The sequence below is a fragment of the Curtobacterium sp. USHLN213 genome, assembly GCF_037144815.1.
GTDB lineage: Bacteria > Actinomycetota > Actinomycetes > Actinomycetales > Microbacteriaceae > Curtobacterium.
This window is the reverse complement of the sequence record NZ_JBBCYQ010000008.1, coordinates 31,921-52,627: the sequence shown is the minus strand read 5'-3', so window position 1 is coordinate 52,627 and position 20,707 is coordinate 31,921. Positions and strand designations below refer to the sequence as shown.

14 protein-coding genes are annotated in these 20,707 nt (G+C 72.8%); 6 read left to right on the top strand and 8 right to left on the bottom strand.

Features of this window, described 5'->3' with window-relative positions:
* Positions 1 to 12 precede the first annotated feature (12 nt).
* Complete coding sequence (locus WFH25_RS12080; RefSeq protein WP_336697844.1) at positions 13 to 1,212, bottom strand: amidohydrolase; 1,200 nt, start codon at positions 1,210 to 1,212, stop codon at positions 13 to 15.
* A 180-nt stretch (positions 1,213 to 1,392) separates the two neighbouring features.
* Between WFH25_RS12080 and WFH25_RS12075 the strand changes: the two genes are divergently transcribed.
* Together WFH25_RS12075 and WFH25_RS12070 are read left to right on the top strand one after the other, a co-directional pair.
* Positions 1,393 to 2,601: a Fic family protein gene (locus tag WFH25_RS12075; protein WP_336697843.1), complete on the top strand. Its 1,209-nt coding sequence runs from the start codon at positions 1,393 to 1,395 to the stop codon at positions 2,599 to 2,601.
* A complete protein-coding gene (locus WFH25_RS12070; RefSeq protein WP_336697842.1) occupies positions 2,598 to 4,742 on the top strand; it encodes a S9 family peptidase in 2,145 nt (714 codons plus the stop codon). Before WFH25_RS12075 ends, WFH25_RS12070 begins: the two co-directional genes overlap by 4 nt.
* Before the next feature lie 77 nt (positions 4,743 to 4,819).
* Here WFH25_RS12070 and WFH25_RS12065 read toward each other — a convergent pair whose 3' ends face one another.
* Entirely contained in the window at positions 4,820 to 6,349 is a 1,530-nt protein-coding gene (locus tag WFH25_RS12065; RefSeq protein ID WP_071301692.1) for a CYTH domain-containing protein, read from the bottom strand.
* A 60-nt stretch (positions 6,350 to 6,409) separates the two neighbouring features.
* Here WFH25_RS12065 and WFH25_RS12060 point away from each other — a divergent pair, with 60 nt between their 5' ends.
* Positions 6,410 to 6,682: a mycoredoxin gene (locus tag WFH25_RS12060; protein ID WP_336697841.1), complete on the top strand. Its 273-nt coding sequence runs from the start codon at positions 6,410 to 6,412 to the stop codon at positions 6,680 to 6,682.
* 127 nt (positions 6,683 to 6,809) lie between these two features.
* Here the strand turns inward: WFH25_RS12060 and WFH25_RS12055 are convergent, their stop codons facing one another.
* A complete protein-coding gene (locus WFH25_RS12055; protein WP_070416539.1) occupies positions 6,810 to 8,939 on the bottom strand; it encodes a DEAD/DEAH box helicase in 2,130 nt (709 codons plus the stop codon).
* Between the two features lie 466 nt (positions 8,940 to 9,405).
* Complete coding sequence (locus WFH25_RS12050) at positions 9,406 to 10,650, bottom strand: aminoglycoside phosphotransferase family protein (protein ID WP_071295406.1); 1,245 nt, start codon at positions 10,648 to 10,650, stop codon at positions 9,406 to 9,408.
* Between the two features lie 80 nt (positions 10,651 to 10,730).
* On the opposite strand from WFH25_RS12050, the gene WFH25_RS12045 reads away from it, so the two are divergent.
* The gene (locus tag WFH25_RS12045) at positions 10,731 to 11,825 is read left to right on the top strand and encodes an FUSC family protein (RefSeq protein WP_336697840.1); all 1,095 of its coding nucleotides are present in this window, start codon (positions 10,731 to 10,733) and stop codon (positions 11,823 to 11,825) included.
* Positions 11,826 to 11,863: 38 nt separating this feature from the next.
* Here WFH25_RS12045 and WFH25_RS12040 read toward each other — a convergent pair whose 3' ends face one another.
* Complete coding sequence (locus WFH25_RS12040) at positions 11,864 to 12,163, bottom strand: hypothetical protein (protein WP_139199160.1); 300 nt, start codon at positions 12,161 to 12,163, stop codon at positions 11,864 to 11,866.
* 216 nt (positions 12,164 to 12,379) lie between these two features.
* Between WFH25_RS12040 and WFH25_RS12035 the strand changes: the two genes are divergently transcribed.
* Both WFH25_RS12035 and WFH25_RS12030 read left to right on the top strand, forming a co-directional pair.
* Positions 12,380 to 13,057: a response regulator transcription factor gene (locus WFH25_RS12035; RefSeq protein ID WP_070416542.1), complete on the top strand. Its 678-nt coding sequence runs from the start codon at positions 12,380 to 12,382 to the stop codon at positions 13,055 to 13,057.
* Positions 13,054 to 14,538, top strand: coding sequence for a sensor histidine kinase (locus WFH25_RS12030; RefSeq protein ID WP_083294996.1), 1,485 nt, complete (start codon positions 13,054 to 13,056; stop codon positions 14,536 to 14,538). Before WFH25_RS12035 ends, WFH25_RS12030 begins: the two co-directional genes overlap by 4 nt.
* Positions 14,539 to 14,546: 8 nt before the next feature.
* On the opposite strand, the gene WFH25_RS12025 is transcribed toward WFH25_RS12030, so the two are convergent.
* From WFH25_RS12025 to WFH25_RS12015, 3 genes are read right to left on the bottom strand one after another with little or no spacing between them, the layout of a single operon-like run.
* Positions 14,547 to 18,014 carry an error-prone DNA polymerase gene (locus WFH25_RS12025; protein WP_336697839.1) on the bottom strand — a complete coding sequence of 1,156 codons (3,468 nt, stop codon included), beginning with the start codon at positions 18,012 to 18,014 and terminating at the stop codon, positions 14,547 to 14,549.
* 22 nt (positions 18,015 to 18,036) lie between these two features.
* Positions 18,037 to 19,764, bottom strand: a complete 1,728-nt coding sequence (locus WFH25_RS12020; RefSeq protein WP_229085106.1) for a DNA polymerase Y family protein — start codon at positions 19,762 to 19,764, stop codon at positions 18,037 to 18,039.
* On the bottom strand, positions 19,761 to 20,585 hold the full coding sequence (locus tag WFH25_RS12015; protein WP_175473611.1) for a hypothetical protein: 825 nt from the start codon (positions 20,583 to 20,585) through the stop codon (positions 19,761 to 19,763). Before WFH25_RS12015 ends, WFH25_RS12020 begins: the two co-directional genes overlap by 4 nt.
* Positions 20,586 to 20,707: the final 122 nt, after the last annotated feature.

Here is a 20,707-nt window from a genome sequence, read left to right as displayed (position 1 = left end):
GGAACCTGGTCGCTACCAGCGCGGCGTGGTGACGCCCGTGCCGTCGGCCCACTCGAAGACGGACTCGCCCTCGATCCAGACGCGCGTCGCGCGGCTGGTCGCGTCGAGCGGGTCGCCGTCCCACAGGACGAGGTCGGCGTCGTAGCCCTCGGCGAGGCGGCCGACGCGGTCCCCGAACCCGAGGAAGTCGGCGGGGTTCGTCGTGAGCGCCTCGAGCGCGGTCTGGCGGGGCAACCCCTCCTTCACCGCCGCGGTGGCCTGGTCCACGAGCATGCCGATCGGGACGACCGGGGCGTCGGTCGTGATCGCCACGCGGACCCCGGCCGCCGCGATCGCCGCGAGGTTCGGGATCCCGCGGTCGCGGAGCTCGACCTTCGAGCGGCTCGTGAAGAGCGGGCCGTAGATGACGGGGATGTCCTTCTCGGCGAGGACGTGCGCGATCTTGTGCGCCTCGGTGCCGTGGTTCACGACCAGGCGGTACCCGAACTCCTCGGCCAGCCGGATCGCGGTGGCGATGTCGTCGTGGCGGTGCGTGTGCTGGTCCCACGCGAGCTCGCCGTCGAGGACGCGGACGAGTGCCTCCTTCGTGAGGTCGCGGGCGAACGGGTCGCCCTTCGCGGCGGCGGCGTCGCGGGCGGCGCGGTAGTTCTGGGCCTCGACGAAGGCGTCGCGGATGATCTTCGCGACGCCGAGACGGGTGGACGGGGTCTGTCCCTTGCCGCCGTACACGCGCTTCGGGTTCTCGCCCAGCGCGCTCTTGATGCTCACCGTGTCGGAGATGAGCTGCTCGTCGATCGTGCGGCCGCCCCAGGTCTTGATCGCGACGGTCTGGCCGCCGATCGGGTTGCCGGACCCGGGCTTGACGACGATCGAGGTGATGCCGCCCGCGAGGGCGTCGCGGAAGCCCTCGTCGTCGATGTCGATCGCGTCGATCGCGCGAACCCCGGCCATGTTCGGGCCGGTCATCTCGTTCGTGTCGTTGCCCGCCTCGCCGTTCGCCTCCTCGTGGATGCCGACGTGCCCGTGCGACTCGACGAAGCCCGGGACGAGCCACGCACCCGCGGCGTCGACGACCGGCAGCCCGGCCGGGGGCGAGACGTCCGGGCCGATCGCGGTGATGCGACCGTCCTCGACCACGACGGCGCCGCCGTCGAACTCGGGGGCGGTGACGGGGACCACGTGTGCGTTCGTCACGACGAAGGAGTTGCTCATGCCACCACGGTACCGACGGGGGCGGACACCGCGGCCGTGCACACGACATGCAGATTCCTCGCGGCGGTGGCCGGGGCCGCTCTAGCGTCGAGCCGTCGGCCGGTCGTCCCGTCGTCCCGTCTCGTCTCGTCCCGTCTCGTCTCGTCCCGTCTCGTCCCGTCGTCCACCGTGGAGGAACCGATGCCCCGCACCGAGCACCCCTGGCCGTCCCACACCACCGTCACGCTCCCCTGGCGCAGCAGCGTGCGCGGCCCGCGGCAGGACCGCGAGACGACGTCGGTGGTGGCGTCGGTCCCGCCGCGCATCGCCCGGCTCCCCTGGTCCCCGGACGCCGACACCGCAGCGCTGCTCGACCGCGCCGCCACCGCGCTCGTGCACCTCGACGAGCACCACGGCGACCGGCTCGCCGTGCTCGGTCGCGTGCTCGACCGGACCGAGGCCGTCGCGACCTCCCGCATCGAGGACGAGCACGCCACGCTCGACGACCTCGCGCGTGCCGTGGTCGGCGTCCGGGCGAACCGCAGCGCGACGGCGATGGTCCGGGCCGGCGGGGCGATCGAGACGCTCGTGTCCTCCGCGGCGTCCGGCACGATCACGGAACGGGCGCTGCTCGCGGCCCACCACCGGCTCCTGCGCGACGACCCGGTCGACGGCCGGTACGCCGGACGCTGGCGGGACGTGCAGAACTGGATCGGAGGCGGCGCCACGCCCCGGCTCGCGCGTCACGTCCCGCCGCCGGCAGCGCTCGTGCCCGAGCTGATGGACGACCTGTTCGCGTTCCTCCACCGCGACGACCTGCACCCGATCGCGCAGGCGGCCATCGCGCACGCGCAGTTCGAGTCGATCCACCCGTTCACCGACGGCAACGGGCGGATCGGCCGCGCGCTCGTCGCCGCCGTGCTCCGGCGTCGTGGCCTCGCTCGGATCGTCACGGTGCCGGTCGCGACCGCCCTGGTCGCCGAGCGGGACCGGTACTTCTGGCACCTCGACCGGTACCGTCGAGGTGTCGTCGACGAGTGGGTCCGTGACCTCGCGATCGCGATCGGCACGGTGTGCGACGAAGCCACGGTCACGGCGCTGCTCCTCGACGAGGCCGCCGTCCCCCGCGGGTCGCGGTGGTGGCCGACCCGGGCGCACGACGCCGTCGCCCGGACCCTCCTCGACGATCCCGTCGTCACCGAGGACCACCTCGAGCAGCTGCTCGGCGACGACGCCCGCTCGATCGACACCGTGACCGACGACCTCTGCCGGGCCGGGGTGCTGCGGCCGGTGACCGAGCGGCGCCGTCGCCGAGCGTGGCTCGCGGTGGCCGTCGCCGACGAGGTGACGGCCTTCACCGACCGCGTCCACGACGCCGTCACACACCGGGCGAATAGGGTGGGGTGGTGAGCACCGAGCACGCCCAGGCCACCCCGCCCACCGCCGCCAAGCGGCCCGTGACGCGGACCCACCACGGCATCGACTTCGTCGACGACTACGAGTGGCTGCGCGACAAGGAGTCGCCGGACACCCTGGCCTACCTCGAAGCTGAGAACCGCCACACCGAGCAGGCGACGGCGCACCTCGACGGACTGCGCGACCGGATCTTCGCCGAGGTGAAGAACCGCGTGCAGGAGACCGACCTCTCGGTCCCCGTCCGCATGGGCGACTGGTGGTACTTGACGCGCACGGCCGAGGGCAGCCAGTACGGCGTGCACTGCCGTGCGCCGATCAGCGGGCCGGGGGACTGGACCCCGCCGGCGGTGACCGAGGGCGAAGCGACGCTCCCCGGCGAGCAGGTCGTCCTCGACGGCAACGCGCTCGCGGACGGGCACGACTTCTTCTCGCTGGGTTCCTACGACATCAGCGACGACGGCACACGGCTCGTCTACGGCATCGACGTCGAGGGCGACGAGCGGTACACCCTGCACGTGCGGGACCTCACGACCGGCACCGACCTCGGCGACGAGATCCCGAACACCGGGTCCGGGGCGACGTTCGACCCGTCCGGGCGCTTCGTGTTCTACCCGACCGTCGACGACTCCTGGCGGCCCGACCGCATCTGGCGGCACACCGTGGGCAGCCCGGCGGCCGACGACGTCGTCGTGTTCGAGGAGCCGGACGACCGCTACTGGGTCGGCGTCGGGGTCACCCGGTCGTCGCAGTACATCGTGATCGAGCTCGGGTCGAAGATCACCTCCGAGGCGCTCGTCCTCGACGCGGCCGACCCCACCGGCGAGTTCCAGGTCGTGTGGCCCCGGCGCGAGGGCGTCGAGTACGAGATCGAGCACGCGATCGTGGGCGGCAGCGACCGGTTCCTCGTCCTGCACAACGACGGCGCCGAGAACTTCGAGCTCGTCGACGTCCCCGCGGACGACCCCACGTCGGAGCGCGACCGGCGGGTCGTCGTCGCGCACCACGCCGAGCGTCGGATCGAGGCGGTGGACGCCTTCGCCGGACACCTCGCGCTCGAGTACCGGTCCGAGGCGCTCCCCCGCGTCGCGATCATCCCGATCGAGGGCGACGGCTACGGCGACGCGCACGAGGTCCCCTTCGACGAGGCACTGTTCTCGGCCGGGCTCGGTGGCAACCCGGAGTGGGACCAGCCGACGCTCCGGATCGGGTTCACGTCGTTCGTCACCCCGTCCGAGGTGAGCGACCTCGACCTCGCGACCGGCGAGGTCGCGGTCCTGAAGCGTCAGCCCGTGCTCGGCGGCTACGACCCGGCCGACTACGTCCAGGAGCGCGACTGGGCCACCGCCGACGACGGTACCCGCGTGCCGATCTCCCTCGTGTGGCGCCGTGACGCGGTCGACACCGACCGTCCGGCACCGCTGCACCTCTACGGCTACGGCTCGTACGAGCACTCGATCGACCCCGGGTTCAGCGTCATGCGCCTGTCGATGCTCGACCGCGGCGTCGTGTTCGCCGTCGCCCACGTGCGCGGTGGCGGCGAGATGGGTCGGCACTGGTACGAGAACGGCAAGACCCTCACGAAGAAGAACACCTTCTCCGACTTCGTCGCGGTCGCCACGCACCTGATCGACACCGGACGCACCACCGCCGACCGGCTCGTCGCCGAGGGCGGCAGTGCGGGCGGGCTCCTCATGGGCGCTGTGGCGAACCTCGCCCCGGAACGGTTCGCCGGGATCCTCGCGGCGGTGCCCTTCGTCGACGCGTTGACGAGCATCCTCGACCCCGACCTGCCGTTGACGGTCATCGAGTGGGACGAGTGGGGCGACCCGCTGCACGACCCCGAGGTCTACCGGTACATGAGCGAGTACTCGCCGTACGAGAACGTCCGCGACGACGTGCAGTACCCGAAGATCCTCGCCGTGACGTCCATCAACGACACCCGTGTGCTGTACGTCGAGCCCGCGAAGTGGACCGCGAAGCTGCGGGAGGTCGGCGCTCCGGTGCTGCTCAAGACCGAGATGGCAGCGGGGCACGGCGGGGTCAGCGGCCGGTACGCCTCGTGGAAGGAGCGGGCGTTCGAGCTCGCCTGGCTCCTCGACGTCCTGGGGCTGGCGGACGAAGCGCCCGCCGCGTGACGACTTCGTGAGCAGGAATGGTCGGGTTGCCCATCGGCACCCGACCATTTCTGCTCACCAAGCGAGCGCGCGCCGCGTCACACGCGGTTGAGCGCGTGCACCGCCTCGTCGTAGGACTCCTCGGCGAGGCGCACCCGGTCGCCCGCGAGAACCCCGTACCCGAACGTGCCCTCGCCGCCGCGCTCGGCGATCGCCGCGTTCGTGCGCAGCGTGTCGAGCGCGTGCAGGGAGCGCACCCGCTCGGTGAGGACGTCGGCCGCCGTCCCGATCCGCTTCCACAGTGCGTGCGGGAAGGCGTCGTCGCCGAGCACGTCCATCGTCAGGCGCGCGCGCATCGTCGCCTGCCAGGCGGCCTCGGTCGTGGCGCGGTCGGCGGCCTCACGCGCAGCGGCGGTGTCCGAGGTGTCGTCGGCGACCGCGGCGCGCACGAGTTCGCGGACCTCCGGCTTCACCTGGGCGACGACGTCCTGCGCGACCTTCTTCGGCGACCGGAGGGCCCACGCGGTCGGTGCGGGTCGCTCGACCGCGTCGTCGAGGGCGTCGAGGAGCTCGAGGAACGGCTCGCCGTGCAGGAACGCCACGACGTCCCGGACCGACTGGTCGCGACGTTCGCGGGTGGCCGCCAGGATCCGCTCGCGCGTCATCGCGTCGACGAGCTCGTCCTGCGCCGGGGTCGACGCGCGCGGCAGCCGGTCGATGAGGTACTCCGCCAACGCAGCGCGCGCGGTGACGGCGGCGAGTCCGTCCGCCCCCGCGGCAGCGCGGTCGACGGCGTCGCCGGCGGCGAACGCCGGACGGTACGCGCCGAGGATCGCGGCGATCTCGAGGGCGGTCTCGGCCGCCTGCCGGAGGTCGGTGGCGTCGCCGGAGCGGAGCCGCGCCTCCTGGGCGAGGAGCGCGGCGCGGAGCTTCCGCAGCCGCTTCACCAGCACGCGTGCGGTCGTTCCCTTGTCCGGCTTGTCCTCGGCCTGGAGGCGCGGTGCCGGTGCTCCTGCCAGCCCACGTGCCAGCTTGGACGAGACGGCGGCGGGGCCGGCGCCGACGGCGGCGAAGCGCCCGTCGAGCGACGCGAAGAGCTCGTGGGCGACCTGCGGGTCGACGCCGCCGACGATCTCGACCTCGACCTCGCGCCAGGTGCGCGGGGTCTCGGGGGCGTCGTCGTCGAGCCGCGTCGCGCGGACCTGGTCGTCGGCCAGCTCGGCGATCTGGTCGCCGTCCTCGTCGAGCAGCCGCGTCACCGTGCGGGTCGTCGTGATCCGGACCACCGGGTGGAGGCCCCGGCCACGGCGCTCGGTGAAGAGTGCGGCGAGGACCTCGTCGGGGACGGTGTCGGCGTCGTCGGTGAGCGGGAAGTGCTGCTCGTGCCGGACGGTGTCGGACGAGGCGCGCTTGATGTGCCAGCCGGCGTCGGGGCCACCGGTCCGGCGGCGCACCGTCACGCGGGCGGCCACGAGGTCGTACCGCTCGGTGTCCCAGTACGTCGCGTCGAGGTCGAACGGCTCCTGGTGCTCGGTGCGGATGATGCCGCCGATGCCGACGAGGTCCGGCAGGGCACCGCCCTCGGGCAGGTCGTAGGTTCGCTCGATCTCGAGGTGCGTGTCGCTCACGCGGTCCTGTCTACCAGGGCTTCCCCGTGTTCCCCGAACCGGCGGGGTTAGCCTGAGCGCATGAGCGAGACGATCACCCGCGACGCGTTCGTGCCGGAGGCCGGCGCCGTCACGATGTTCACGACCAGCTGGTGCGGCTACTGCGCGCGCCTGAAGAACCAGATGTCCAAGGCCGGGGTCGCCTACCGCGAGGTCGACATCGAGCAGACGCCCGGCACGGCCGAACTCGTCGCCGAGGTCAACGGCGGCAACCAGACCGTGCCGACGCTGGTGTTCCCCGACGGCAGCACGGCGACGAACCCCTCGCTCGCCGAGGTCCAGTCGCGCATCTGACGCCGCGGGCGCCCACGTCGAACCACGAAACCGACATCGAACCAGGCCGAAGCCCCGGTTCGATGTCGGTTTCGTGGTTCGTAGCCGGGCGCGCCGGGCGCGCCGCACGCGCCGGACGGCGCCGGCGCTAGCCGCGCTCCAGCGCCTCGGTCAGCAGCGCCGCCATCGCGTCGAGCTGGATGTCGCCGGAGTCGACGATCTCCTCGTCCGAGCCGTCGAGCGCGCGGGCGGCCAGGGACGCCTTCGAGTCGATGAGCTCGGCGATCTTGGTGTCGATCGTCTGGGCGGCGATGATGCGCCACGCCGTGACGGGCTCCTCCTGCCCGATGCGGTGCACGCGGTCGATCGCCTGGGTCTGCTCGGCGCTCGTCCACGACAGCTCGGCGAGCACGACGTTCGACGACACCTGCAGGTTCAGGCCGACGCCCGCCGCGGTGAGCGAGCAGACGATCACGGCGACGTCGGGGTCGTTCACGAACGAGTCGATCTCGGCCGTGCGCTGCGCCGGCGTCTGGTCGCCCCGGACCGTCGCGGTGCGGAGGTGTCGACGTGCGAACACCTCTTCCGCCTGGTCCATGACGTCGAGGTGCTTCGCGAAGAACACGACCTTGCCGACGTTCGAGGCGAGCTGCGCCGCGTAGTCCGCCGCGAGCTGTGCCTTGGCCCGACCGATGCGCCGCACCATCGAGAACACGTTCTCCCCGGTCGGCGAGGCGTCCTGGTCCTCGAGCTCCCAGCGCGCGACCTGGCGGACGAGCTTGTGGTCGATGCCGACGACCGGGTCCTGCCCGGTGCGGGCGTCGAGCGCCTGGTGGTACCGCTTGACGAGCTTCGCGGTGAGCTCGCGCTCGGCGTCGCGGATCGAGCGGCCGACCTCGTCGTCGAGTTCGACGGGGATGTCGGCGATCCGACGTGCCGGGATGTCCGCGGCGACGTCGACCTTGCGGCGGCGGACGATGCCCTGGTCGATGACGGCCTTGCGGGCCTCGACGAAGAACCCGGGGTCGGCCGGCGTCAGGCCGATCTCCTCGAGCTCGTTCATGAGCTTGGCGCGCGGCTTCTTGTCGTCGATCCAGCCGAGGTACTCCCAGATGGTGCGGAAGTCCTCGACCGAGTTGATCAGCGGCGTACCGGTGAGGGCCATCAGCAGCGGCGACGCGGTGCGCGACCGGATCGCCTCGGCGAGCTGCAGCACGAACTTCGAGCGCTGCGAGTCCTTGTTCTTGATGAAGTGCGCCTCGTCGACGACCATGCCCTTGAACCCGAAGTTCCCGAGCCAGCCGGCGTGCCGGTCGAGGATCTCGTAGTTCACGATGACGATGTCGGCGAACCCGTCGAGGTCGTCCCCGTCGCCGTGGATGACCGTGGCGGTGCGGTTCGGGACCCAGCGGGCGGCCTCGCGCTTCCAGTTCGTCTTGACGACGTTCGGCACGACGACCAGCAGCGGGAAGGCGTTCGCGGCCTCGGCGGCGAGGAGCGACTGCGCGGTCTTGCCCAGGCCGGGCTCGTCGGCGAGCAGGAACGTGCGGTGGCCCTGCGCCGCGGCGGCGATGAGCTCCGCCTGGTGCTTCATGAGCGTGGTGCCCGACCGCGAGTGCAGCGTCGTGGGCTCCGGCAGCGGCATCGTCGCCGCTCCCCCGCCCGCGCCGTACTCGAACGACTTGAACAGCGGGCCGAACAGCTCCCAGTTCGCCAGGCGACGCGGGTGCGCGACGGGCTGGTCGGCGAGCGCGAAGTCTGGCGGCAGGAACGGGTTCGCGAGCTGGCGCTGCACGACCGCCTGCGGCACGACGGCACGCACCGGGCTCTCCACCGTCGGCGAGGGCTCCGCCGCGATGACGAGTTCCTCGGGCTGCAGTTCCATGCCGCCCGCGATCATCATGTCGCGCTTCACGGTGCGGGTCGTCTCGCTGACCGACGCCTCTTCCGTGAGGAGTTGGATCACGCTGGTGTCCCGCGCCGCGGTCTTCGCGAGGATCGTCGCGACGCCGTCGAGCCGCTTGAGCTGCTCGGCGCGCTGCGAGTCGGTGAGTTCGGTGTCCGCCTTGACCCGTGCGCGTTCCTCGCGCATGAGCAGGGCGACCGCCTGGAACTTCGAACGGTTCGACGCCTTGAGCGGTCCACGCTGCGCCGCCGCCTCGACCTCGCGCACGGCGCGGGCGAGCACGGGGATGACGCCGTCGTTGTCGAGCGGCCTGGTGCGACGCGACGCGGTCCGCGTCCCGCCGGCTGCTCGCCGGGTGCCTGATCGAGCCAACGCTCCTCCTGTTCCGCCCGTTCGTGCGGGCGAGCCGCCCCGCGGGGCGGAAGTCCTGAACCGGCGCCTGGCACGGCTCCGGTGTTCCGGGGGCCACCGTGGCCCACCGCTTCGCCGGTCCCCGTCCGGGGGACGTGGAGTCCCGCGGACCGTTCCCATCGCGGCCACCGGGTGGGGCCGGATGCGACGGTCCGCGCCGGGATCCGGCGCCGTCACACGCACGTGATGCCCCCTCGGAGCGGTCACGGACCCGGTTCCCACGTCGGTCAAGTGACCGACTGCTGCGTCCGGAATCGACGCGGCACGCGGGAACGCGGTGCGTGCGCGCTCAGTTTACTCCCCGACCACCGACGGAGGCGACTCGACGACGCCCGCGCGAGTCGCGCCTCCTGGGATCCGCCTGCTGTCGGGTCCAGGAGGCGCGGTGCGGACGCGTCCCGCGACCGGCGTCGCGCAGGTGGTCGCGTCAGGCCTGTGGTGCGGAGCGCGGGCGGAGGAGGCCGTCGGACGGGACGATCGGCGTCGCCTCCGCGAGGGCCGCCTGCGTCGCCGCCAGCAGCTGCTCCGCCGTGTGGATGCCGTTCGCGGAACCGGTCGTGGCCTGGCCGCCGGCGTGCGCGAGCAGTTGCGCGCCGATCGCCGGGCCGATCCGGTCCGACTGGTCGGGGTTGCGCGCGATCCAGTCGCGCGCGACGGCGTCGGCGAGGCGTTCGGCGGCCGCCCCGCGCTCCGCGTCGCCGCGCGACCGGTGCCACAGCCCCGTGACGACGAGGTGCGCCACCACGGCACCGATGTCGCGCACCGGGTAGCCCCAGCCCGCCGTGTCGATGTCGAGCAGGCCGGAGATGCGCCACGGCTCGTCCTCGTCGACGAAGACCTGCTCGAGGTGCAGGTCGCCGTGCACGACCTGCTTCGTGGCCGTCGCCCAGCCGATCGAGCGTCGTCCGATGGCGTCGTAGAGCGCGTCGATCTCCTCGGCGTCCTGCGGCAGCGCGGCGACGAGGGTGCGGCGGTGCCAGTCGGCGTGGTCCATCGCGTCGGCGCGGGCCTGCTGCGTCATCGGGACCGTCGCGATCCGCCCGGTGAGCGCGGCGAGGGAGGCCACGAAGCGCGGGTCGTCCGCGATCTCGAGGATGCGACTGCCGGCGGGGACCCCGCGGATGCGTTCGAGGACGAGCAGACCGTCCCCACGGCTCGACAGCACCCGCGGCACCGGCAGTCCGGCGGCGACGAACTGCTCGTGCGACTTCTCGATCGGGGCCACCCGGTGCGGACGCACGACCTTGAGGAAGAGGGTCCCCTCGGCGGCGTCGACCCGCACCACCGCACGCTTGCCCGGTCGGTACGCCGCGACCGTGAGGGTCGGGTCGGTGACCGGCATGCCGAGAGTCGTGAGGAGCTCGGCGACGGCGTCGCGGTACGTCACCTGGGGCAGCACCGGCAGCCCGGGGTCGTTCGGGTACGCCCACACCGAGACCGGCTCGCCCGTCGCGGGGTCGGTGACGATCGCGCTGTTCTGGTCGTGGGTCCCGCCGGTGTCGACGTAGGTCAGGACCGTGGCGCGCTGGCCGTTGCGGTCCACGGTGTCGACCTCGTAGCCGTACAGGTAGCCGTTGCCCGAGGGTTCGACCGAGTGCGCGCGTGCGGCCACCACGGAGGTCCCGGAGCCGGCGAAGGCCTGCGGGATGACGCGCTCATGGTTGGGCCACACGAGACCAGTCAACCGGACGGGGCGGGATTCGTCGCGTTCGTGCACGGCTCGGCGCGCGCACCGTGGCTACCGTGGTCGTCGTGAACCCGGTCGCGCGTCTCCGCAGCTCCAGTCGCACGCCGTTCCTGCAGGTCGTCAAGACCGCGGTCGCGGTGGTCGCCGCCGTGCTGCTGTGCCGGGTGCTCATCGACGGCCCGTTCCCGACCTTCGCCGCGATCGCCGCGCTCCTCGTGGTGCAGCCGAGCATCAACCAGTCGTTCGTGAAGGGACTCGAGCGCAGTGCCGGGGTCGTCCTCGGCGTCGTGCTCGCCACCGGGTTCCACCTGCTGCTCGGCGACGCCGTGTGGGTCGTCCTCCTCGTCATCGTGCTCGCGATCCTCATCGCGTGGGCACTGCGGCTCACCCCGACCTCGGCGACGCAGGTCGGCATCAGCGGCATGCTCGTGCTGACCGCGGGCGTCGTCACGCCGAACTACTCGGCCGACCGGATCCTCGAGACCGTCCTCGGGGCGATCGTCGCCCTGATCGTGAACGCGCTCATCGTGCCGCCGGTGCTGCTCGGTCCGGCGCACCTCGCGGTCGCACGGCTCGCCCGGGACACCGCCGCCGCGTTCGAGCGGGTGGCGATCGGGCTCACCGAGGGGTGGGACCAGGACCGCTGGCACGAGGCGCTCCTGCAGGCCCGGGCGCTCCGGCAGCAGCACGCCCGCGCCGAGGCGTCGCTCACCGCGGCCCGGGAATCCCTCACGATGAACCCGCGCGGCGGCCGGCACCGGACCGTCCTCGACGAGGACATCGTCGTGGCCGAACACCTGCGTGTCCTCGTCACCCGGGTCACCGGCATGACCCGGGCGATCCAGGACAACACGGCGCCCGACCTCCGGGCCGACCCCGTCGTCGGGAGCATCGCCACCGAGGTCGCACGGATCGCAGCCGACGTCCGGGCACTCAGTGCCCGGGTCGCCGCGAAGGAGGTGCCCGTGTCGACCGCCGCGTCCCCTCGGCCCCGGTGGTCGGTGCCGACGTCGCCGCAGCACGACGAGGACGTCGCGGAGCCGGCACTCACGGCGCCGCTCGAGGTGATCCGGCCGAATTCGCGGCACTGGATCCTGATCGGGGCGCTGCTCGAGGACATCCGGCGCGTGCGCGAGGAGCTGCTCGGCGAGGACGACTGACGCGGAACGTGGGCGGGCGCGTGCGCGCTCGTGGCGCGTCAGCGTGCGGCGGACGCTGCCTCGGCCGCCGAGTGCACGATGTCGTCCCAGATCGTCGCCGTCGGCACGGTCGAGTCGCTCGAGACGACCTCGACGCTCGCGAACCTGCTGATCTCGGCCACGACGGCATCGGCCCCCGCGGCACGAGCGGCGACGCTCGCGATGTCCGGGACCGCCGCCCGGAGCTCGGCGACCACACGGTCGCGGCTGTCGTCCTCCATGTCGCCGAGCACGCCGATGCCCTTCCAAGCGGCGTCGAGCTCGGCACGCAGACGGACGAGGGCCGGGTGTTCCGGCATGTCGTTCATGGTGCCCCCACTGCGGATGTGACGTCGGGTACGCCGCTTCCGGTGCGCGAGCATAGCAACGAAGCAAGCAGTCCTCACGTCCCACGAACGGGGGACAGACCGTTCTACCTGTCCGGCCGCCGTGACTGTGACGAGATTCAGCGAGTTCAGCCGTGGGATCTCCCGCATGTACAGGTTCGATGCCACGATGGGGTAGAGGAGGTCGCTATGCGCCTGTTGGTGGTCGAGGACGATGACGAGATGCGCGCGCTCATGGAACGTGGGCTCGCGGCAGAGGGGTACCGCGTCACCGCGGTCGAGAACGGGGTCGAGGCGCTGATCGCGCTCGGCGACCAGGCGTTCGACCTGGCCGTCGTGGACGTCATGATGCCCGGCATGTCCGGCTTCGAGCTCGCCCGCCGCATCCGCGAGCGCGAGGACCCGGTCCGGATCCTCCTCGTGACCGCGCGGGACGCCGTGGACGACCGGGTGTTCGGCCTCGACGCCGGCGCCGACGACTACCTCACGAAGCCGTTCGCCTTCGCCGAGCTCACCGCTCGCCTCCGCGCCCTCGGCCGTCGCGAGTCCGCCGGCGCCCCGCGCACCATCGAGGTGGGCGACGTCGCGATCGACTCCGAGGCCCGTCGCATCCTGATCAAGGGCCAGCGGGTCGCCGTGAGCCCCACCGAGTTCGCGCTCCTCCGGCTGCTCGCACGGTCGGTGGGCACCGTGGTCGACCGCCCGAAGATCCTCGAAGAGGTCTGGGACGGCTCGCAGCACGTCGACCCGAACGTCGTCGAGCAGTACATCTCGTACCTCCGCAAGAAGCTGACCTCGCACGAGGCGACGGTCGCGATCTCCACCGTGCGCGGCCGCGGCTACCGGCTCGATCTGCTCGGGGCGTGACCGGTTCCGGGCGTGGCCTGATCCGTCCGCTGCGGAACCTGTCGCTCCGCGCTCGGATCACCATCGGGTCCACGGCGATCGCGGCGGTGGTCATCGTGCTGCTCGTGCTCGTCATGCGGTTCCAGGTGGTCAGCGTCGTCGCGAGTGCCACGCGCACCCTGCTCGACGCGGACGCCGACCCGTACGTGGCCACGCTCGAGGTCGACAGCGATCCCGACCTGTCCCCGCCGGGCAACGCGCAGCTCGTGGCCGTGGTCTCGCCGTCCGGTGACATCGCCCTGTCGACCATGCCGCCCCGCGTCGAGCGCGCGCTCGGCAGCCTCACCGAGACGAAGGCCGGGACGTCCCTCATCCGGGTCGCCGGCTCGGAGTACCGCGTCGTCGTCGAGCACCCCGTCAACCAGGCGGGTCGGTGGACGGTCGTGGCGGCCCGCAACTCGCAGGCCGAGGCGATCGTCGTCGACGACTTGACCTCGACGCTGTCGCTCACCGGGCTCGCGATCCTGGTCGCGTTCGGCGTCGCCTCGTGGGTGCTCGCGACCGCCGCCCTGCGCCCGGTGAACCGGATGCGCCGCGAAGCCGAGCGTCTCTCCGTCGCCCCCGAGCGCGCCGAGCTGCCGGTCGGTCCGGCCCAGGACGAACTCGCCTCGCTGGCGACGACCCTCAACGCCTTCCTCGCCCGCACACGCCAGGCCACCGAACGCGAGCGCCAGATGGTCTCGGACGCGAGCCACGAACTCCGCACACCCCTCGCGATCCTGACGACCCAGCTCGACCTGGCGTCCCTCGACGGGGACGACGCGGCCGCCCTCGCCGCCCACATCGAGCGGGCGAAGCTCAGTGTCGCGCGGCTGTCCCGCCTGGCGAACGACCTGCTCGCGCTGTCCCGCATCGAGGAGTCCGAGCGCCGCGAACAGGACGGCGCCGAGCAGCAGCCCACGGGCTGGTCGGACCTCGGCGACGAGGTCATGAGTGCCGTCGACCGCGTCCGGCTCATCGCGTCCGCCAAGGACATCACCGTCGACTTCGACCTGGAGTCCCCGGTCGCCGTCGGGGGTTCCGGCCCGGGCATCGGCGGCGGCACCGTGGAACCGCGGTACCGGCTCGACACCGGTGGCATGGCGCAGCTCGTCACGAACATCGCCGGCAACGCGGTCTCGGCGCTCCCCCGCGGCGGCGGCGTCTTCGTCTCGTGGCGCAGTGCCGGCGGCGAGGGGATCCTGCAGATCACGGACGACGGCCCCGGTGTGCCGGAGTCGTTCATCCCCGTCGCCTTCGACCGGTTCACCCGCCCCGACGAGGCCCGGAAGTCCCGCCCGAACCCCGACCCCGCGACCGGCACGATTCCCCTGCCGGGTGGTTCCGGACTCGGGCTCGCGATCGTGCGGGCCGTGGCGGAGCGTGCGGGCGGGACGGCATCGCTCCGCAATGTGCGGTCCGGCGGGCTCGAGGTCACGATCCGCATCCCCGAGGTGCAGTAGCCGGACGGTCACTGGAAGTCCCTCGACCGGGTGCGGACCGACAGGGACAGGTGTTCGATCCGGTCGGCCACCAGGTTCACGACCCCGTCCGGCGACCGCTCGAGGATCCCCCGCACGATCACGGCCGGCGCCTCGCGCGCGACCCGTCGGTACCGCCCCCACACCCCGACGCTGCAGATCACGTTCACCAGCCCGGTCTCGTCCTCGACGTTCATGAACGTGATGCCGGACGCCGTCGCCGGACGCTGCCGGTGCGTCACGATCCCCCCGACCTCGACCCGCCGTCCGGTCTCGGCCGTCGCGGTGTCCTGGACGCTGAGCACCCCGCGGGCCACGAGGCCGTCACGGACGTGCCGCACGGGATGGTCGTCCGTCGTCATCCCCGTCGACCACATGTCCGCGATGAGGACGTCACCGCTGGTCATCTGCCCGAACAGCGGCGGCTGCACCGTCACCTGGGTGTCGGGCAGCTGGTCGGGACGCTCGGCCGCGGCCTGTGCTGCCGACCACATCCCACCGCGCCGGTCGACCCCGATCGACGCGAAGGCGTCGGCGGCGGCGAGCGCCTCGAGCTGCGCCGTGGTCAGGCCGACACGGCGAGCGAGGTCGGACATGTCGGTGAAGGGACCGTGGGCATCCCGCTCGGCGACGATCTTCTCGGCGCTCTTCCGGCCGAGCGAGGAGACCTCGGCCAATCCGAGACGGACCGCGAAGGCGCCGTCCCGCCGGTGCCGCGCCGTGTCGTCGGGCGTGGCCTTGTCGAACGGCAGCACCGGGGGTTGTTCCTCGGCCAGGCAGTCGTCGTGACCCGTCGCGTGGACGTGCGCCGCGCCTCCTGGACCACCGTCGGCGTCGTCGTCGTCGGCGGCGTCGTTGTGCAGCGGCTCCAACGTGGCGTCCACGCCGGAGCGCAGGATGTCCGGTCGCAGGACGGTGACCCCGTGCCGTCGGGCGTCGGCCACCAGGGTCTGGGGTGAGTAGAACCCCATCGGCTGCGCACGGAGCAGCGCGGCGAGGAAGGCGCCGGGGTAGTGCAGCCGCATCCACGCGCTCGCGTAGACGATGAGCGCGAAGCTGATGGAGTGGCTCTCCGCGAAGCCGAAGTTCGCGAACGCCTGGATCTTGGCGTAGATGGCGTCGGCGTCCTCGCCGTGGATGTCGTTCGCGGCCATCCCGGCGTAGAGCTTCTCGCGGAGCCGGTCGATCTTCTCGTGCCCGCGCTTCGACCCCATCGCACGCCGGAGCAGGTCGGCGTCGTCCCCCGAGCACCCGCCCACCGCGATCGCCATCTGCATCAGTTGTTCCTGGAAGAGCGGGACGCCGAGGGTCCGCTCGAGCACGGGTTCGAGCGACGGGTGGATGTACGTGATCGGTTCTTCGCCCGTGCGCCGCCGGATGTACGGGTGGACCGCGCCGCCCTGGATCGGCCCGGGGCGCACCAGGGCGACCTCGATCACGAGGTCGTAGAAGCGCCGCGGCAGCAGTCGGGGCAGCGTCCCCATCTGCGCTCGGGACTCCACCTGGAACACCCCGATGGTGTCCGCGCGGCACAGCTGGTCGTAGACGCCCTGTTCCTCCTTCGGGATGGAGTGCATGTCCCACCGCTCCCCGCAGTGCTCGTCGGCGAGGTCGAACGAGTACTGCAGCGCGGCGAGCATGCCGAGCCCGAGCATGTCGAACTTCACGAGCCCCATGTAGGCGCAGTCGTCCTTGTCCCACTGCAGCACCGTCCGACCGTCCATGCGGGCGTGCTCGATCGGCACGACCTCGCCCACGGGCCGGTCGGTGAGGACCATGCCGCCGGAGTGGATGCCGAGGTGCCGGGGGAACCCGAGCACCTGCTGCGCCATGTCGACCACGGTGTCCGGGATGTCGTGGTCTTGGCTCTCGGTCACCGAGCCCCAGCGTTCGACCTGCTTCGACCAGGCGTCCTGCTGCCCGGGGCTGTGGCCGAGCGCCTTCGCCATGTCCCGCACGGCGCCCTTCGGCCGGTAGGTGATGACGTTCGCGACCTGTGCGGCGTTGAACCGGCCGTACTTCTCGTAGACGTACTGGATGACCTCTTCACGCCGGTCGGAGTCGAAGTCGACGTCGATGTCGGGTTCCTCGTCGCGCATGGCCGACAGGAAACGCTCGAACGGCAGCCCGTAGCGGATCGAGTCGACCGCGGTGATCTCGAGCAGGTAGCAGACCGCCGAGTTCGCCGCCGAGCCGCGGCCCTGGCAGAGGATGCCGCGCTCACGGGCGTACTGCACCATGTCCCGCACGATGAGGAAGTAGCCGGGGAAGTCCTTGTCCTCGATCACCGAGAGCTCGCGCTCGATGCGCTCGCGCTTCTGCGGATCGACACCGTCCGCGCTGCCGGGGTAGAACCGACGGGCGCCGCGCCAGGTGAGCTCCCGCAGCCAGGACATCGTGGTGTGCCCGTCGGGGACGTCGATGTCGGGCAACCCGGGCTTGACCGTCTTCAGCCGGAACCCGAGCTCGTCGGCGAGTTCGACGCTGTGCTCGATCGCCCCGGGGTAGCGGGCGAACCGCCGGGTCATCTCGGCCCCCGAGCGGAGGTGGGCCGTCGGTGCGGCCGGCAGCCAGCCGTCGATCTCGTCGAGACTGCGGCGGGCCCGGACCGCGGCGAGCGCCGTCGCCACCGGGAAGCGATCCGGGGTGGCGTAGTGCACGTTGCCCGTGGCCACCGTGGGCAGCACGTGCTTCGCGGCGAGCGCGGCCAGGGCGTCGTTCCGCGCGGTGTCCATCGGGTCGCCGTGGTCGGTGAGCTCGACGACGACCCCCGCCGTGCCGAACCGGTCGAGCAGGGCGCGCAGGGCGTCCTCGGCCGCGGACTCGCCCCCGCGCTCGAGCGCCTGCCGGACGGCCCCCTTGCGGCACCCGGTCAGCACGCGCCAGTGCCCGTCCGACCGTGCGGCGAGGTCGTCGAGGTCGTACCGGGGTCGTCCCTTCTCGGCGCCGGCGGCCAGGTGCGCCCGGGTGACGGCGCCGGCGAGCCGGTGGTACCCGTCCTGCCCGTCCGCCAGCAGGAGCAGGTGCGTGCCCTCGGGGTCGGGTACGCCGTTCTGCGGTTCGGTCAACCCGAGGGACAGCTCGGTGCCGTACACCGTGGCGACGGTCGGGTAGGCCTCGGCCACCTCGGCCATGCGCGCGGCACCGTAGAAGCCGTCGTGGTCGGTGAGGGCGAGCCCGTGCAGGTGCAACCGAGCGGCCTCTTCGAAGAGCTGTTCCGGGCCGCTCGCGCCGTCGAGGAAGCTGAACGTCGAGTGCGCGTGCAGCTCGGCGTACGGCACGACCGGCACGTTCGTGTCGTCGGCCACCGGCGGGGTAGTCGGCGCGTAGGGCTCGCGCTTGCGGGACCACGCGGGGCTGTCCCCGCCGTCGCCGTCGTGCGTGCTGCCGGGGCTCCGCTTGTCGGACAGCGCACGTTCGAACTGGGACCACGGGATCGGCGGGTTGCTGTACCCCATCAGTGTTCCCCCGTCCGGGCGGTCACGTCGCCACCGCCTCGGCCCACCACCGGTGGTCGGCGAGCACGAGGTACCACGCACGTCCGTCGGCGTCGACGAGCTGCAACCGGTGGAGTCGGCGTCCGCCGGCCTCCCACCAGCGCACGACGAGCGGCCACGGTCCGGCCCACGCGGTCACGGCGTCGAACCGGCCACCTCGCTCCCCCTCGGCACGGAACCGTTCCGGGACCCCGGTGAGGACGCCGCGGTCGTCGACGTCGACGGTGCCGCCGTCGCCGGTGACGACGTCCACCGGGCGCGGACGGTCGAGCACGGTCGCCGGCGGCGGACCGGGAAGCTTGCCGGGCCACGGGCGGTCGCGGACGGTCGCCAGCGCACGCTCGCCACCGGCGGGAGCGTCGCCCCACGGCACGAGCACCACGCGTTCGGCCAGGGTGCGCCCGCCGCCGATCCGTGGCGTGACCACCCCGTCGTGCCCGACCAGTCCCTGCACGCGGGCGAGACCGTGGTGCACGCGTTCGTCCGGTCCGGTCCCCCAGAGCCCGCGTTCGTGGTTCGCCATGTCGTCGACCGCGACGGGCTCGAGCACCACCTGGACGACCGGCGCCTCGAGCCCGGTCGGGTCCACCCCACCGGCGAGCTGCCAGCGCACCCGGTCCACCACGTCGGCGGCGTCGAACCACCGCGGGTGCACCCACGTGCGCTCGAGCAGGATGTCCCGCTCGTCGACGATGCCGACCCGGATCGTGGTGGCGACGAGTCCGGCTGCCCGGAGGCGTGCGGCGAAGTCGTCGGCGGAGCGACGGAACGCGAACGCGATCTGGTCGGCACGGTCGAGCGGGGGTTCGAACGACGCCTCGACCCGGAGTTCGGGCGGGACCGCGCGCGCCGCGACCTCTCGCGGGTCACGACCGCCGGCGAGCCGGTGCAGGAACGCCCCGGCGAGTCCGAACCGGTCGCGCACCTGTTCGTCGGCCAGCGCGGCGAACTCGCCGAGGGTCTGGATGCCGAGGCGCCCGAGCAGCATCGCGAGGTCGGCGTCGCCGAGCACGCCGAGCGGCAGCCCGGCCAGGAACGGCGCCGAGCCGTCGACGGGCACGATCCGCACCCGCTCCCCCGGACGTGCCGGGCGAGCCCGTGCGGCCTGTTCGGCGGCGAACGGGGTGTCCGCGACGCCGGCGCGCACCCCGGGAGCGCCGTGGTCGGCAGCGATGCCGGCGAGGGTCGCCGCGGCGGCTCGTTCTCCGCCGTAGTACCGGGCCGGCCCGCGGGACCGCAGCGCGAGGGTGCCCGGGCGGAGCACCTCGACACCGGGGACCGCCGCCTCGACCGCGCGGATGACCGGTTCGAACGCCCGGTGGTCGAGCGCGTCGTCGTAGGGCTGCACGACGAGCTCGGGGCAGCGCGCCTGTGCCTCGCGCACGCGGAGCCCACGGACCACGCCGTGCTGCCGAGCACTGGCGGAACTGGCGTACACCTGGCCCTTCACCACGAGGGCGAACGGGTGGTCCGGCGGCGACCCGGCAGCGCGAGCGGCCGCGATCACCGGCCAGTCCGGGCACCACAGCACGATCGTCCGGGTCGGCGGGGGCTCGGGCAGCGCCCCACCGCGGGCGAGTGCGTCGGCTCGGATCGACCGCGCATCGGGCACGCCCGCCGCACCCGCGCCGGCCCCGGGCCCGCGTCCGGCGAGGGCACCGGTGACCCGGGACCCGGTCGTCCGGGTCCGGCCGCCGCCCCGGGGGCTCACGACGCCACCGCCACGGGACGCAGCACGGGTGTCGTCCGGCCGGGGCCGGACGCCGCAGCGGTGGGGACGGCGGCCCGGACCGTGCCGTCCGCCGCGGGCAGCAGCAGGTCGGCGTCCACCGGTCGCCCCGCTCCGGCACGACCGGACGCCGACACCGTGACCCGTCGTTCCGTCAGGAAGCCGTGCCCGTCCCCGATGCCGCTCCACTCGGACCGGGTCACCCGCAGCGAGACGTCGGCCCCGGGCCAGGACCCGAGCGCGACGAGCGCCCCACCACGCTGACGCAGCCGTGCCGACAGCCGGGAGACGTCGCCGGGCACCACCCGACCGAGCGGACGGGTGAGGACGATCTGGGCGACGTCCGCCAGCGCGGCCGTCACGGTGAGCCACTGGTCGCCCGGGTCCGGCACGAGCACGAGCCGTTCGAGGTCGATGCCGGCCGCGGCCGCTGCCTCGACCCCGAAGGACGGCACCCCCACCACCGCGCACCAGGCACCGGCGGCCGAGGCTGCCTGCAGCATCGTCATCGCGAGGAGCACCGACTCGTGCACCGAGTAGGACCCGCCCACGCGGATCGCGCCACCCGGCAGGAGCGGTGCGAGCGCCTCGGCCGTGGGCAGCCCCTCGGTGTCGACCCGGGTGGACTCCATCTCGGCCACACGCGACCGCAGCGAGGTGATCCGTTCGAGTGCGGCGCGGGCGTCACCGAGGTGGTCGACCCGCCGCACCGGCCGGGCAGGACCGGGCCGCCCGGTCGGCTCTGGGTGAGCCCCGGGCGATCGGAGTGCCGCCGCCGTCTGCATGCCCTCATATTCGAACATGTGTTCGATGATGTCAATCGGGTCCGACATCCTGTGGACAGTTGCTTCGAACACGCGTTCGACACGCCGTGTGAGCGGTGGATCAGCGCCCTGTGGAGGAGTACTCCGGCACCGCCGCCCGA

Bases quoted from the DNA above. Each gene is read 5' to 3' on its own strand.
- WFH25_RS12080 (WP_336697844.1), bottom strand. From the start codon at position 1,212: ATGAGCAACTCCTTCGTCGTGACGAACGCACACGTGGTCCCCGTCACC.
- WFH25_RS12075 (WP_336697843.1), top strand. From the start codon at position 1,393: ATGCCCCGCACCGAGCACCCCTGGCCGTCCCACACCACCGTCACGCTC.
- WFH25_RS12060 (WP_336697841.1), top strand. From the start codon at position 6,410: ATGAGCGAGACGATCACCCGCGACGCGTTCGTGCCGGAGGCCGGCGCC.
- WFH25_RS12040 (WP_139199160.1), bottom strand. From the start codon at position 12,163: ATGCCGGAACACCCGGCCCTCGTCCGTCTGCGTGCCGAGCTCGACGCC.
- WFH25_RS12035 (WP_070416542.1), top strand. From the start codon at position 12,380: ATGCGCCTGTTGGTGGTCGAGGACGATGACGAGATGCGCGCGCTCATG.
- WFH25_RS12025 (WP_336697839.1), bottom strand. From the start codon at position 18,014: ATGGGGTACAGCAACCCGCCGATCCCGTGGTCCCAGTTCGAACGTGCG.
- WFH25_RS12015 (WP_175473611.1), bottom strand. From the start codon at position 20,585: ATGTTCGAATATGAGGGCATGCAGACGGCGGCGGCACTCCGATCGCCC.